Origin of the sequence: Parerythrobacter lutipelagi (assembly GCF_005434975.1) — a bacterium.
In the GTDB taxonomy this organism is placed as follows: Bacteria; Pseudomonadota; Alphaproteobacteria; order Sphingomonadales; family Sphingomonadaceae; genus Parerythrobacter_A; species Parerythrobacter_A lutipelagi.
Window position 1 is genome coordinate 1,388,699 of sequence record NZ_SKCJ01000001.1, and the last position, 14,467, is coordinate 1,403,165.

Consider the following 14,467-nt stretch of genomic DNA (forward strand, 5'->3'; position numbering starts at 1 on the left):
TTGCGCTGCGCCGGATGCGGAGGCAGGGCGGTGGGATGAGTGCTGAATGGCAGGAGGCGATCGAACGCGCGCGCAGATATGCGCCTTTCCTCGCTCGCGCTCTCGAGCGGCAGCCGGAACTCGCGGGAATTCTGGCGAACGGAAACGGCGATGCCGCGCTGGACTGGGCGCGCGCGCAGGCGGACGCCAGCGACGATGTAGGCATCGCGCTCCGGCGTGAGCGGCTGGCGCTGGCTACAGCGCTGGCGATTGGCGATCTCGCGGGCGCCTTCTCGACCGGCAAGGTCATGGTCGAACTTTCCGCCTTTGCCGACCGGGCGCTCGACACGGCGATCAGGGCAGCGATCGAGAAACGTGTCGCCGGCGCGGAGCCTGAGGGTTTCATTGCACTCGCGCTGGGCAAGCACGGGGCGAACGAGCTCAACTACAGCTCCGATATCGATCCTATTCTGTTGTTCGATCCCGCAGTCATGCCGCGCAGAGAGCGGGATGAACCAGGCGAAGCGGCGCAGCGATACGCGCGAGAAGTCATGCGGCTGCTGTCGGATACCACGCCTGAAGGCTATGTCTTTCGGGTCGACCTGCGACTGCGCCCGGCTTCGGAAGTCAGCCCGCTAGCAGTTTCATGCGGTGCAGCGCTCTCGCATTACGAATCGAGCGCGCTGACGTGGGAGCAGGCGGCTTTCATCCGGGCGCGATCCTGTGCAGGAGACGTTGGCGCCGGTGAAGAGTTCCTTGCCGCAATCCGCCCGTTCATCTGGCGGCGGAGCCTGGATTTCGGGGCAATTCAGCAAATCGAGCGCCTGACCGCGCGCATTCGCGACAATTATGATGGCCCGCGCCAGGTGGGCCCCGGCTTCAACCTCAAACAAGGTCGCGGCGGTATTCGCGAAGTCGAGTTTTTCGCGCAGACGCACCAGCTGATCCGCGGCGGTCGTGACCGATCGCTGCGGATGCGCGGCACGCGGCCAGCGCTCGATGCCCTGGCAGCAGCAGGCGTGATTGCGGCTGAAGACGCTCTGGTGCTTGGCCAATGCTATGACGGGCTGCGAGAAATCGAGCACCGGCTGCAAATGGTCGAGGACCGCCAGACCCATTCGATACCCGCTGACGATGCGCTCGCCCGCGTGGCGGGATTGTCAGGCTTCGACGACGCGGAAAGCTTTCTGGCGCATTGCCGCACGCTGACCGATCCCGTTGCACAACGGTTCGACCGGCTGATCGACGTCGAACGCGGCGGTACGGCCACCACCGGCGTCAGTCTTCCGCAGGAGCTCGACCAACTCGGCTTCAAGGACCCCAAGGCGACAGCGGAACGGGTGCGGGCCTGGGGCGACGGACGCTTTCGTACGCTGCGCAGTCCGGCTGCCTTGTCAGCGTTCGAAGCAATCCGCCCTTCGCTCTTGGGATCGCTTGCAGAGGCACCCGATCCGGAGCGCGCGTTGATGCGCTGGGAGCGACTGCTTGAAACGGCTTCGAGCGCGATCAATTTCTTTCGCCTGATCGAAGCGCGCCCCGGCCTGCTCGAGCAGCTGGTGCAAATTCTCACGCTCGCTGACCCGCTGGCCGAAGCGCTTGGACACCGCCCCGCCTTGCTCGACGCGTTGATCGATCGCAGTGCTTTCGATCTGCCGGGCGGCGTCGAACAGCTGGTTGCCGCCATGGAATCGGATGGACCGGATGCCGATTACGAGCAGCGGCTCGACCGAATCCGGATTGTCACAGGCGAAACGCGGTTTGCTCTGGGGGTGCAACTTATTACCGGGGCGCATGACCCGCTGGACATCGCTGCTGCCTTGTCCCGGCTGGCAGAGGCGGCTCTGCGTGTCGCGCTGAGAGCGGCGGAATCCGAATTTGCCCAAGCGCATGGTGTGTTTCAGGACAAACGTCTGGCTATCGTCGGGCTCGGACGGCTCGGCGGGGGTGGCCTGACCCACGCGTCGGACCTTGATATCGTCTATCTCTTCAGCGGTGATTTCGACGGGGAAAGCGACGGCGCGCGGCCGATTGGTCCGACGCTCTATTTCAACCGGCTTGCCCAGCGCGTGAGCGCGGCGCTTAGCGTGCCGACTGCGGAAGGCGCGCTGTATGAAATCGATACGCGCTTGCGGCCGCAAGGTGTGCAGGGGCCGCTCGCGGTCAGTTTCGAAAGCTTCGAACGTTATCAGCGCGATGATGCATGGACATGGGAACATATGGCTCTCACCCGCGCGCGCGTAGTCGGCGGCGAACCGGATGATCGCGCAGCCTTGCAAACGATCATCGACGGGATTCTGGCATCCCCGCGCGAGGCTGACAAGCTGCGGAGCGAGATACTCGGCATGCGCGCCGAGATGGCGGCGCACAAACAGCCCGGCGGGCCGATGGATGTCAAACTCCGACGCGGCGGGCTGGTCGATATCGAATTTATCGTCCATTTCCTGCAATTGCGCGAAAGCACGGCATTCGACCCGGATCTGAGCTGTGCGATCGAGCTGCTGACCGCCCAAGGGCTGGTTGCGTCTGAACTGCTTGACGCCCACCAATTGTTGACGCGTACACTCGTTGGCGCGCGGCTGATGGCGCCCGATCTTCAGATCCCGCATGCCAGCGCGAGAGACGCGCTGGCACGGATTTGCGGGTTTGCAAGCCATGCGGCGCATCTGGACGCGATCGATAGGGCGCGTCATTGCGTTGGCACACAGTGGGAAGCCACTTTCGGACAGAAACTGGAGATTGATGAATGAGCGAATTCACTCAGGCGGGTTGGCCGATGCCCGATATTGCGATGGAGACACCTGACGGGGGAAGCGTGAAGCCTTCCGACTTTGCGGGCCGCAAACTTGTGCTGTTCTTCTACCCCAAGGACAACACGCCCGGCTGCACGACTGAAGCAAAGGATTTCTCGGAGCTTAAGAGCGAGTTCGAGAAAGCCGGATGCGCGCTGCTCGGCGTAAGCAAGGATTCGCCCAAGAAGCATCAGAATTTCATCGCCAAGCATGATCTCACGGTCGATCTGGCGACCGATCCCGAAGCAGGCGGGCTATCCGATGCGCTCGGCATCTGGACAGAGAAGAAGATGTACGGAAAATCTTACATGGGGATGGTCCGCTCGACCTATCTCGTGGACGCCGATGGAATGATCGCACAAGCCTGGAACAAGGTGAAGGTCAAAGGGCATGCCGACGAGGTGCTGGCTGCGACACAGGCGCTTTGACCACCGGTACGCTTGCGCTTTCGTCCGCCATTTCCGGGGCTCTCCTGACAGCCGATCCCACTGGTAAAGTGTTCGCGGCGCGCCAGGTCGCGCGCAACTGGCGGCTCGGGCGGCTGGCATATCGGTTCGATGGAGCCATGCCTGATCGGCCAGCATGGCCTGACCGGCCCGAGCTGTGCCAGCCGCGCGATATGCCCAGACGAGGCAAGGGCGGATCCGAGCGCGGCCGCATCGCGTTATGGCATGCGCTGGCGCATATTGAGTTTGTCGCGATCGATCTGGCGCTCGACATCGTTGGCCGGTTCGGCGCAGCAATGGGGCGCAGGTTTGTCGATGATTTCCTGTCCGTGGCCGCCGACGAGGCCATGCATTTCGCTTTGCTCGACCGGAAATTGCGCTCACTCGGAAGCCACTATGGCGCGCTGCCGGCCCATGAAGGCTTGTGGCAGGCAGCGGAGGAAACGCGTCATGACGTCGCCGCCCGATTGGCGATCGTCCCGATGGTCCTCGAAGCACGCGGACTCGATGTCACTCCGGCGATGATTGCCAGGGTGCGGGACCAAGGTGACGCAAATGGGGCCAAATTGCTCGAGCGAATCCTTGACGACGAAATTCGTCATGTCGGTTTCGGCACAAAGCACTTTCTGAGCATTTGCGAGATGCGACGGCTTGTTCCCCAGAATCACTGGAAAACCCTCGTAAAAACGTATTTTCGTGGAGCGATAAAGCCGCCATTCAACGACTCGGCGCGGTTCGCAGCCGGTTTGTCGCGAGACTTCTATGAAAGCCTTGCGTCCTGATAATTTAGCGTCAAACCCACAATACACATCGTCACAAAAGGTTCCGTGACGATAAAAAATTGTCGCATGACGGCCCGCGGGATCGGGCAAAAAACATAAGGACGGGTCATTGGTAGTTAACACGATTTCACGCGCTGCGAAGGCGATAGGTATTGCGCTCGTGGGGTTTGCCTCACTCGCAGCGCAGCCAGCTCTCGCCAATACCAGTGCAGCCAATGCTGCTGATATCACCGCACCGGTCAAGGAAGCTGGCCAGGCAGGTATAACCGGCGGCGATGAAGACTTCAGCCAGCTTTTCACGCAGTGGGAAACGCTCGATGGTGCGACAGATCGTCGGGCACCCAAGGCTGCCGTGTCGGTTGCTGTGCCTTCGCGTATGCCGCTCGATAATTCGGTCCTCACCAGTGACTATGGCATGCGGACCCATCCCGTGCTCGGCGGCCGCCGTTCGCACAAAGGCGTGGATCTTTCCGCTCCTACCGGCACGCCGGTTTATGCGACCGCTGATGGCGTGGTGAGCCGGGCCGATCGCTTCAGCAGCTACGGCCTGTACATCTCGATCGAGCATGGCGGCAAACTGCAGACGCGCTTCGCCCACCTGTCGCGCCTGAACGTTTCTGCCGGTCAACAGATCAAGAAAGGCGAGCTCATCGGATTTGTTGGCTCCACTGGCCGCTCCACCGGGCCGCACCTGCATTATGAAGTGCGCGTCGATGGCAAAGCGGTCAATCCGATCCCCTACATGGTGGAAAGCGATGCCCAGCAGGCTTACGCGCTGGACCGTGGCACCGGCGGCCAGGGCGGCCCGGAATAATCCTGCCAACATATTGGTCGCTAGCGGCCAAAGCTGAGGGCGGCGGAGCGATCCGGCGCCCTTTTTGCTTGCCGCAACTGGCAGGAACGGTAGGTTTCGTCTCACAACCAATCGGCCCGACAGAGGCCCGAAGGGAGAGATTCGACTATGCACCCGATCCTGCACGCGCAGTCCAAGCCAGATCATCCGGCCGTCATCATGGGCGGAAGCGGCGAAACCATTACCTACGGTGAAATGGACGCATCGGCGAACCGGTTTGCGCATCTTCTGCGCGCACGGGGACTGCAGCCGGACGATGCCTACGGTGTATTGCTCGAGAACCACCCGCGCTTTTTCGATATCATCTGGGGTTCTCAGCGGTCGGGTTGCCTGATGGTGCCGATCTCGACCAGGCTGACCGTGCCCGAGATCGCCTATATCCTTGAAGACAGCGGCTCGAAGCTGCTCATAACTTCGCGCAAGTTCGACGACGTCTTGCCCGGTATCCGCGAAGCCTGCCCCGACCTGCCGATCCTGGTGATTGGCGGCGCAGGCGAGGAAGATTTCGAAGCAGCGCTCGCCGCGCAGCCCGCTGAACCAATCGCAGACCAGGCCTCGGGGCTCGCGATGCTTTACAGTTCCGGCACCACAGGGCGGCCGAAAGGCGTGCGCCCGAAGCCGCCGCAAGATCCGGCTGTGACGGCCCCGGTCCCGCTGATCGCCCTCGCCACGATGGGTGCAGGCATGCCGAGCGATGGGAGCATGGTCTATCTGTCGCCGGCACCGCTCTATCATGCAGCGCCAATGGGCTGGTGTTCATGCGTCCACCGGCTCGGCGGCACGGTCGTGATGATGGAGAAATTCGATCCGGAAGACGCGCTCCGGATGATCGAGAAGTATCAGGTCACCGACAGCCAATGGGTGCCCACGCATTTCGTGCGGATGCTCAAGCTCCCGCCAGAAGTGCGCACGAAATTCGATCTTTCGTCGCACCAGCGCGCGATGCACGCGGCGGCTCCGTGCCCGATCCCGGTCAAGCGCGAGATGATCGAATGGTGGGGCCCCATCATCCTGGAATATTATGCCGGATCAGAGGGCATCGGCATGACCATGACAGGCAGCGAAGCCTGGCTTGCCCATCCCGGCTCGGTCGGCCCGACAATATACGGCAAGCTGCATATCTGCGGGCCCGACGGCGAAGAGGTGCCGACCGGGCAAGACGGACTGATCTATTTCGAGAACGATATCCTGCCGACCTATCACAACGATCCGGGCAAGACCGCCGATGCGATGCATCCCAAGGGCTGGATGACGCTCGGCGATATCGGTCATCTCGACGAGGACGGCTTTCTTTACCTGACCGATCGCAAGAGCCACATGATCATCTCGGGCGGGGTCAACATCTATCCGCAGGAGATCGAAAACCTCCTGATCACGCACGACAAGGTGATGGATGCGGCAGTGATCGGTGCGCCATGCCCCGATCTGGGCGAAAAGGTTGTCGCAGTGGTCCAACCGCTGGACATGGCCGATGCGGGTGCTGCGCTGGAGGATGAGCTGCGCGATTTCCTCGATGGTCAGCTGTCGCGGATCAAATTGCCGCGTTTGTATGATTTCCGGCCTGAATTGCCGCGCGAGGCGAACGGCAAGCTCTACAAGCGTGAACTGCGGGACGAATTCGCCGCCAAGGCGGAAGCGGCAGAGCAATGACAGCGCTCGGCAAGCCGGTGCTCGATCCGGCAACGGCCCGGGCGGTGATCGACCCGCAAAGCTACGCTGCATGGGATCCGCTGCTCGACACCTTCGACCGGCTGCGCGAAGAGACGCCGATTGCGTGGGTCGAAGCCGATGAGGAGTTCGTCCATCCGCCATTCTGGCTGGTGACGCGGTACGATGATGTGATGCGCATTTCGAAGGACAATGCGACATTCCTCAACAACCCGCGAACGGTGGTTTTCTCGCTGACCGAGGGAATCGAGTTCGCCAAGCAGTTCAGCGGCGGAAGCGAGCATATGGTCGCCTCGCTCGTCACCTTCGATGCGCCCGTTCACATGAAGTATCGCAAGCTGACGCAGGACTGGTTCATGCCCAAGAACCTGCGCGGGATCGAAGATGAAATACGGGCAATCGCGCATTCGACGGTCGACCGGATGCTGGAAGCAGGATCGGAAATCGATTTCTGCAAGCTCGTCTCGCAGCCCTATCCGCTCCATGTGGTGATGCAAATACTCGGCGTGCCGGAGGAAGATGAGCAGCGCATGCTTACTCTCACACAGCAGATGTTCGGCGGCTCCGACGAAGATCTCAACCAGTCCGGGATGAAAGACCTGCCGCCGGAGATGATCACTCAGATCGTGGCCGGAGCGGTGCGGGACTTCGAGGCCTATTTCGCCAAGCTGACAGCAGAGAAACGCGCCAACCCGACCGGTGACGTGGCCAGCACTATCGCAAATGCGGTGGTCGACGGTGAACCGCTCAACGACCGCGACATGATGGGATACTACATCATCGTTGCCGCTGCGGGCCACGATACGACCTCTGCCAGCACCGCAGGTGCGATGCTCGCCTTGGCGCAGGATCCTGAGCAATGGACCAGGGTAAAGGCCGACCGCTCGCTACTGCCGGGGATTGTCGAGGAGGCGATCCGCTGGACCAGCCCGGTGCAGCATTTCATGCGCACGGCAGCCGAAGATACCGAAATCGGCGGGCAGGCGATTGCCAAGGGTGACTGGCTGATGATCAACTATGTCGCGGCGAACCACGACCCGGGCGTGTTCGACAATCCGCGCCAGTTCGATGCGGCGCGCAGCCCCAATCGCCACCTCGCTTTCGGGGCCGGTGCGCACCAATGCCTCGGATTGCACCTGGCACGTCTGGAAATGCGCATCCTGTTCGAAACGTTGCTCGACCGGATCGAGTCAGTCGAACTCGCGGGCGAGTATGCGCGTTCGAAATCGACCTTTGTCGGCGGGCTCAAGACGCTCCCGCTCAGGATCACCGCAGAACCGGCAACATCATGAGCGACCCGCTCGATTTCGCCAGCAAGGCTGTGCTGGTGGTCGGCGGCTCCAGCGGGATCGGCAATGGCATTGCCCAAGCGTTCCGCGCGAGGGGAGCCGAAGTCCATGTCTGGGGCACGCGGCGGTCCGCTTCGGACTATGCCGACGAAGCCGGGTCCGATCTCAGCGGACTGCACTATTCGCAGGTCGATGTGTCCGATCCTGCGCAGGTCGATGCTGCCCCTGTCTACGCGTCGCTGGATGTGTGCGTGCTGTGCCAGGGCGCGGTCGAATATGGGCGCGCGGAATTCGAGCGTGAAGGGTGGGACAGGGTCGTCCAGGTCAATCTCAATTCGGTCATGGACTGCGCCCGCAAGCATCGCGCCGCTCTCGGCGCGGCCGGTGGCTCGCTTCAGATCGTCAGTTCCACTGCGGGCTATCACGCGACCATCGGGAACCCGGCCTATGGCGCATCGAAAGCTGCCGCCATTGCGCTGGTGCGCAATCTTGCTGCTGCATGGGCGCGTGAGGGGATCAGGGTCAATGGGATCGCTCCGGGGTTTGTTGCCACCAAGATGACCAGGGTCACGACCGACAATCCTGAGCGGCTCGAAGGAGCGCTCAAGCGTATTCCGCTGCGGCGGATGGGCGAACCATCGGAGATGGCCGGTGCATCACTGTTTCTCGCCTCACCTCTTGCGTCTTACATCCTTGGTCAAACACTCGTCGTCGATGGCGGGCTGACGCTGCAGTAATCAGCGCGGGAAAACTCTGGCCGCGCTCCGAAAACCGGCATCCGCCGGTCCGATTTTCCTACCGGATCACCATGATTTCTGCTACATAATTGACATGGAAAAACACGATGTTTTCAAGGCGGTCGATCTGTTCGGCACGCCTGCTGGAGTTCGCCTATGACGTGGCTCGCGGATTACAATATGCCGTTCGCGATTGCGCTCGGAGTGATGCTCGTGATCGCGCTGCTTCAGATCGTCGGAGTCGGGGATTTCTTCGACACGGATGTCGATCTGGAGGCCGATTTCGATGCGTCGGGTGCTGCCGGAATGGGCGGAGCTCTGACGACGCTGCTCGGCATCGGGCAGGTGCCGTTCTTCGTCTGGCTCGTGGCGTTCCTGTTCCTGTTTGCCGGCATAGGTTTCGGGATTCAGGGTCTTGCCGACAGCTTGCTGGGGGCGCCGTTCGACCCGTTGCTGGCATCGGTTCTGGCGCTTGTCGCGACCTTGCCGGTGACAGCGACGCTGGTGCGTCCACTCGGGCGGATCATGCCGCAGGACGAGACCAGCGCCGTCGGCCTCGACAGCCTCGTCGGCCGGCGGGCGATCCTGTCGACCGGGCGCGCGTCACGCGGCTCGCCGGCACGGGCCAGTGTGCGTGATCGCCACGGCCATGTTCATCACGTGATGGTCGAGCCGCACGAAGATGCGAGCGAAATGCTCGAAGGCGACGAGGTGCTGCTCGTCCGCCGCGAACGACAGTTATTCTACGCCACGGCAGTGGCTGAGCGCAGGCTTGCGCCCACGACCTGATCACAGCTTCATCGCAGTTTGTTCACAAGGAGAAGAAATGGAAGACCTGCTAAACACCGGAACAGTCATGATCGTATCAGGGGCAGTTGCTGTCCTTGCGATCTTCATATTCCTCATCAAGCTGTACCACCGTGCATCGAAGGAAACCGCTTTCGTGCGGACCGGTGTGGGCGGTGAGAAAGTGGTGATGAATGGCGGCGCCCTGGTGCTGCCGGTCTTTCATGAAACGATGCCGGTCAACATGAACACGCTGGTGCTGTCGGTCATCCGGCGCGATGGCGAAGCGCTGATTACGCTCGACCGTCTGCGGATCGACGTAAAGGCGGAATTCTACGTCCGTGTGAAGCCCGATGCAGAAGCAATTGGCATGGCCGCGCAGACGCTGGGCCACCGCACGATGCAGCCGGAGGCGCTGAAGGATCTGGTCGAAGGCAAGTTCGTCGATGCGCTGCGCTCGGTTGCGGCTGGCATGACAATGAACGAGCTGCATGAACAACGGGCCGATTTCGTCCAGAAAGTGCAGCAGGTTTCGTCCAGCGATCTGGCGATGAACGGGCTTGAGCTTGAATCGGTCTCGCTGACCGGTCTCGACCAGACGAGTATCGAGCATTTCAACGCGAACAACGCGTTCGACGCCGAAGGTCTGACCAAGCTGACCGAACAGATCGAAGCGCGCAAGAAACTGCGCAACGATATCGAGCAGGACACACGCGTGCAGATGGAGGCCAAGAACCTCGAAGCCGACGCCCGGTCCTTCGAGATCAGCCGCGACACCGAATACGCCCGCTTGGGGCAGGAACGCGAAGTCGAAGTGCGCCGCGCCAGCCAGATGTCCGAGATAGCCCGTGAACAGGCGGAGCGTCAGCGCGAGGCCGATGCCGCCCGGATCGAAGCGAAAAAGCAGGTCGATGCCCAGCAGATCGAAGCTGACAGAATGGTCGAGGAAGCCCGGATCGATCAGGTCCGCGCGCTGGAAATCGCCCGGCAGGAACAGCAGATCGCAGTGCAGAACAAGTCACGCGAGGAAAGCCAGGCCAAGGCCGAAGCGGATGATGCACGCGCCAAGGCGGTCGAGGCCGAAGAGCGGGTTGCGACCGCGCGTGAAAGCGAGATCGCTGAACGCGAGAAGAAGATCGAACTGATCGAAGCGGCCAAACAGGCCGAGCGCGACGCGATCAAGATCCGCGTCGATGCCGAGGCCGAGAAGGATGCCGCGTCCAACCGCGCTGAAGCCGCACGGCTCGAAGCATCGGGTGAGGCCGAAGCCGAAAAGCTTCGCGCAGAGGCCGCACGGGTCCGGTTCGAAGTGGAGGCAGCCGGTCAGCGCGCGATCAACGAAGCGGCAAATATCCTGTCGATGGACCAGATCAGCCTGCAGACCAAAATGGCGCTGCTCAAGGTCCTGCCCGAAGTCATCCGCGAAAGCGCGAAGCCTATGGAAGCAATCGACTCGATCAAAATCGTCCAGGTGGACGGGCTTACCAATGGCGGCTCGGGCGGCAACTCCGGTGCCGCAGGTGCCGGCGGCGGCTCAGGCAATCTCGCCACCGATGCCGTTTCCGCAGCGCTGGCTTACCGCGCGCAGGCGCCGGTTCTGGATGGCTTGATGAAAGAACTGGGTTTGGACGGCAGCTCGCTGGAAAACCTTGCCAAGGGTACGGCCATGATCGCTGACAGCGCCGAGTCAGAGGCCAAGGCTGCGCCCAAAGAGGAGGCCAAGCCCAAAAAGGCGGAACCGGCTCCAAAAGCGGAGCCCGCCGCCAGGCTGACGAAGCCCAAGGGTGATGGAGATGCGTAAACCCGCTTGAGACAGCCGGGAGCGCCGCGCCTACACAGCGCGGCGCTCTTTTTTGGTGGATGCCTGCGACGGATTTGGGAGGAGCTGTTGCCGACCCAATTGTAGACGTCGTCAATCTATGCGAGGCTGCAAGCATGAAAAGAGACTGGCGGCTCGTCGCTACACTTCCTTTGCTTTTGGCGGCGGCAATCTTGCATATGATGCATGCGGTGAGGCTGGCCCAATGGTCCATGGCTTGGGGCGGCCATGACGAAGAAACAATGCAAGAGGTGTTCGGTGTAATTCCGCCAGCTAATTGCGCTTACGATTGTTACGGCTGGGGTACGTACCCGGGGGACTATTTTGAGTTTCCGGCGATTTTCTTTTTCCTCCTCGCTTTTTGGCTTATCGCTTGGGCTTGGTGGAAACCAAAGAATTAGCATCACCAACCGTTTGTGTTCAGGTATTGGCTACGTTGAACTTCCGTACCCCACCCCAGAGTCGGACATTCGCCTGTCCTACAAGCGATTTGCACGATAACTTCTGCGTGCTCTTTCCCATTGTCAGCTTGCCCAAAAGGCCACGCGGTTCACTGATTGCCTGAGTGGCACACACATTTGCCCAAAGGTCACACGTGTCGCAATAAAACCAGCCATAAATCGTTGAAAAACATCGGATTTAATGAAAAGTCACGGGTTCGAAATGCACGAATCGTGTTCCACTCCCGGTCGTTGCAGCGGCCAGATCTAGCCCAGTAAACGCTGTGCCATCGCGCGCACTTCTGCGCCCATGTCTTCGCGCTCAAGCGCCAGCGCCAGTGTCGCTTCGACGAAGCCGAGTTTGTTGCCGCAGTCGAACCGGCGCCCGGCGAAAGTCACCGCATGAAACGGCTGAGTGCCGATCATCTTCGCCATCGCATCGGTTAGCTGGATCTCGCCGCCTGCGCCCTTACCCTGGCCTTCCAGCGTTCGCATGACTTCGGGCTGGAGGATATAACGGCCCGAGATGATCTTGTTCGAAGGCGCTTGCGCAATCGGCGGCTTTTCGACCAGCCCTTTGACCTCGGTCAACGCGCCCTTCGTTTTGCCCGGGTCGATCACGCCATAGCTCGAGACTTCGTCTTCCGGCACTTCGAGCACGCTGATCAGATTGCCGCCGACATCAGCATAGGCATCCACCATCTGTTTCATGCAGCCGGTGCCCGCCCCCGAACCGCTGGTATCGCCGATCATCAGTTCATCGGGCAGGAAAATCGCAAACGGCTCGTTACCCACAATGGCGCGCGCGCACCAGATCGCATGACCAAGGCCCAGCGGGACCTGCTGGCGGACGGTGATGATATCGCCCGGTGTGAAGCGGCTCGAATCGAGCACGCCGAGGTCCTTGCCGCGCTCGCTCATCGTGTCTTCCAGTTCGTAGGCGACATCGAAATGCTCGACGATGGCGGTCTTCCCGCGTCCGGTGACGAAGATCATCTGCTCGATCCCCGCTTCGCGCGCTTCGTCGACGGCGTACTGGATCAGGGGCCGGTCGACGATCGGCAAGAGCTCTTTCGGTATGGCTTTCGTGGCCGGAAGGAAGCGCGTGCCAAGACCGGCAACGGGGAACACAGCTTTGCGGATCGGTTTGTGACTCATGCGCGCAGTTATCGGCCGCTGTCATGCGAGCGTCAACCGGCCACCATGGATCGGACAAGCGTGATGGTTGCCACTCCGGCGAATCCGGCTAAACGCGTTTCCATGGACAAAATCATCGTACGCGGCGGCAATCGCCTGTCAGGGACTATCCCGATTTCCGGCGCAAAGAATGCGGCGCTGACGCTCATACCTTGCGCGCTGCTTACGGAAGAGCCCCTGACCCTGCGCAATCTGCCGCGGCTGGCCGATATCGATGGCTTCCAGCATTTGATGGGTCAGTTCGGCACATCCGTTTCGATCCGCGGGAAGCGGCCCGAGGAATTCGGCAGGGTGGTGACATTCGAAGCCTCTCGCCTGACTTCGAGCGTCGCGCCATATGACCTGGTCCGCAAGATGCGCGCCTCCATCCTTGTCCTCGGGCCGATGCTGGCGCGTGCAGGCGAAGCGACCGTCTCGCTGCCCGGCGGCTGTGCGATCGGCAACCGTCCGATCGATCTGCATCTGAAAGTGCTCGAAGCTTTTGGTGCCGAAATCGAGCTGGCGCAAGGCTATGTCAAAGCGAGCGCGCCCGACGGCGGCTTGCCAGGGGGCGACTATGACTTCCCGGTCGTCTCGGTTGGAGCGACAGAGAACGCCCTGATGGGCGCTGTCCTTGCGAATGGCACGAGCCGTTTGACCAACGCTGCGCGGGAGCCTGAAATTGTCGATCTGTGCAATCTCCTGACCGCTATGGGCGCCGAAATCGAAGGGATCGGGACATCCGACCTGACGATCCATGGGGTCAGGAAACTCAACGGAGCAACCTACAAGGTGATGCCCGACAGGATCGAGGCGGGCTCCTATGCCTGCGCGGCAGCGATCACTGGCGGCGAAGTCAGGCTGGAAGGTGCCGAGGCGAAGGACATGGTTTCTTCCCTGCAGGCGCTTCGCACCATCGGTGTCGAGGTGGAAAGCGACAAGGACGGAGTCAGCGTTGCCGCGAATGGCCCACTCAAGGCGGTCGACCTGACCACGGCACCGTTCCCGGGTCTGGCCACAGATATGCAGGCCCAGTTGATGGCGCTGCTGTCCAAGGCGGAAGGTACCAGCGTGCTGACTGAAACGATCTTCGAGAACCGCTTCATGCATGTACCGGAGCTCAACCGTATGGGGGCGGACATCGAAACCACGGGGCGCACCGCAATCGTCAAGGGCGTCGAACGGCTGACCGGGGCGGAAGTCATGGCCACGGATCTTCGCGCGTCGATGAGTCTCGTGATTGCGGGTCTGGCAGCCGAAGGTGAAACACAGGTTCGCCGCCTGTACCATCTCGATCGCGGCTACGAACGGCTCGAAGAAAAGCTGCAGCTGGTCGGCGCTGACATTGAGCGTGTCGGCGACGAGTGATTACGCCCTGGCGGCTTCGCCGCCCCGTTCCGCGAAGCGGGATCGGAGGCGCTGCTCAACAGTGAACTGAGCCAGTCTGTCAGAGATCAAGTGTCACCCCGCTTCATATTGGCAACCACCCAAAGCCGGACGGCGCTCGCCAGACCCGGAGGTGTGGGTGACTTTATGCGCTCTTCATCGATACGCGCGACCAGAGCGTTGATCGGCACGGACTCGGCTTCGGCCGCGGCGCGAAGCATATCCCAGAACAACGGCTCGAGGCTGATCGACGTCTTGTGACCGGCGATCTCGACCGAGCGTTTGACCGGCGGGTGATATGGTGGTGCCATGGGCGC

The 14,467-nt window shown here is 61.5% G+C and carries 13 protein-coding genes; 11 read left to right on the plus strand and 2 right to left on the minus strand.

The annotated features are described in order from the left end of the window. Positions 1–35 precede the first annotated feature (35 nt). The 10 genes from glnE (at position 36) to E0502_RS06965 (ending at position 11,549) form a co-directional block, all read left to right on the plus strand. Positions 36–2,726, plus strand: a complete 2,691-nt coding sequence (gene glnE, locus E0502_RS06920) for a bifunctional [glutamate--ammonia ligase]-adenylyl-L-tyrosine phosphorylase/[glutamate--ammonia-ligase] adenylyltransferase (protein WP_137677166.1) — start codon at positions 36–38, stop codon at positions 2,724–2,726. Further along, positions 2,723–3,196, plus strand: a complete 474-nt coding sequence (locus E0502_RS06925) for a peroxiredoxin (protein ID WP_137677167.1) — start codon at positions 2,723–2,725, stop codon at positions 3,194–3,196. The genes glnE and E0502_RS06925 overlap by 4 nt, the downstream gene beginning before the upstream one ends. Continuing rightward, positions 3,193–3,996, plus strand: a complete 804-nt coding sequence (locus E0502_RS06930) for a ferritin-like domain-containing protein (protein WP_137677168.1) — start codon at positions 3,193–3,195, stop codon at positions 3,994–3,996. The genes E0502_RS06925 and E0502_RS06930 overlap by 4 nt, the downstream gene beginning before the upstream one ends. Positions 3,997–4,105: 109 nt before the next feature. Next, on the plus strand, positions 4,106–4,810 hold the full coding sequence (locus E0502_RS06935; RefSeq protein ID WP_240048895.1) for a M23 family metallopeptidase: 705 nt from the start codon (positions 4,106–4,108) through the stop codon (positions 4,808–4,810). Between the two features lie 147 nt (positions 4,811–4,957). Beyond that, positions 4,958–6,499, plus strand: a complete 1,542-nt coding sequence (locus E0502_RS06940) for an acyl-CoA synthetase (protein WP_137677169.1) — start codon at positions 4,958–4,960, stop codon at positions 6,497–6,499. Next, positions 6,496–7,809, plus strand: a complete 1,314-nt coding sequence (locus E0502_RS06945) for a cytochrome P450 (protein WP_137677170.1) — start codon at positions 6,496–6,498, stop codon at positions 7,807–7,809. The genes E0502_RS06940 and E0502_RS06945 overlap by 4 nt, the downstream gene beginning before the upstream one ends. Further along, the gene (locus E0502_RS06950; RefSeq protein ID WP_137677171.1) at positions 7,806–8,543 is read left to right on the plus strand and encodes an SDR family NAD(P)-dependent oxidoreductase; all 738 of its coding nucleotides are present in this window, start codon (positions 7,806–7,808) and stop codon (positions 8,541–8,543) included. The genes E0502_RS06945 and E0502_RS06950 overlap by 4 nt, the downstream gene beginning before the upstream one ends. Positions 8,544–8,699: 156 nt before the next feature. Beyond that, the gene (locus tag E0502_RS06955) at positions 8,700–9,332 is read left to right on the plus strand and encodes a YqiJ family protein (protein ID WP_137677172.1); all 633 of its coding nucleotides are present in this window, start codon (positions 8,700–8,702) and stop codon (positions 9,330–9,332) included. 67 nt (positions 9,333–9,399) lie between these two features. Further along, positions 9,400–11,130 carry a flotillin family protein gene (locus tag E0502_RS06960; RefSeq protein WP_420813490.1) on the plus strand — a complete coding sequence of 577 codons (1,731 nt, stop codon included), beginning with the start codon at positions 9,400–9,402 and terminating at the stop codon, positions 11,128–11,130. A gap of 134 nt (positions 11,131–11,264) precedes the next feature. After that, positions 11,265–11,549 carry a hypothetical protein gene (locus tag E0502_RS06965; RefSeq protein WP_137677174.1) on the plus strand — a complete coding sequence of 95 codons (285 nt, stop codon included), beginning with the start codon at positions 11,265–11,267 and terminating at the stop codon, positions 11,547–11,549. A gap of 306 nt (positions 11,550–11,855) precedes the next feature. Here E0502_RS06965 and E0502_RS06970 read toward each other — a convergent pair whose 3' ends face one another. Beyond that, entirely contained in the window at positions 11,856–12,746 is an 891-nt protein-coding gene (locus E0502_RS06970) for a UTP--glucose-1-phosphate uridylyltransferase (RefSeq protein WP_137677175.1), read from the minus strand. Positions 12,747–12,848: 102 nt separating this feature from the next. Between E0502_RS06970 and murA the strand changes: the two genes are divergently transcribed. Beyond that, entirely contained in the window at positions 12,849–14,132 is a 1,284-nt protein-coding gene (gene murA / locus E0502_RS06975; protein ID WP_137677176.1) for a UDP-N-acetylglucosamine 1-carboxyvinyltransferase, read from the plus strand. An 86-nt stretch (positions 14,133–14,218) separates the two neighbouring features. Here murA and E0502_RS06980 read toward each other — a convergent pair whose 3' ends face one another. Continuing rightward, positions 14,219–14,461 carry a ribbon-helix-helix domain-containing protein gene (locus E0502_RS06980; protein ID WP_137677177.1) on the minus strand — a complete coding sequence of 81 codons (243 nt, stop codon included), beginning with the start codon at positions 14,459–14,461 and terminating at the stop codon, positions 14,219–14,221. Positions 14,462–14,467 lie beyond the last annotated feature (6 nt).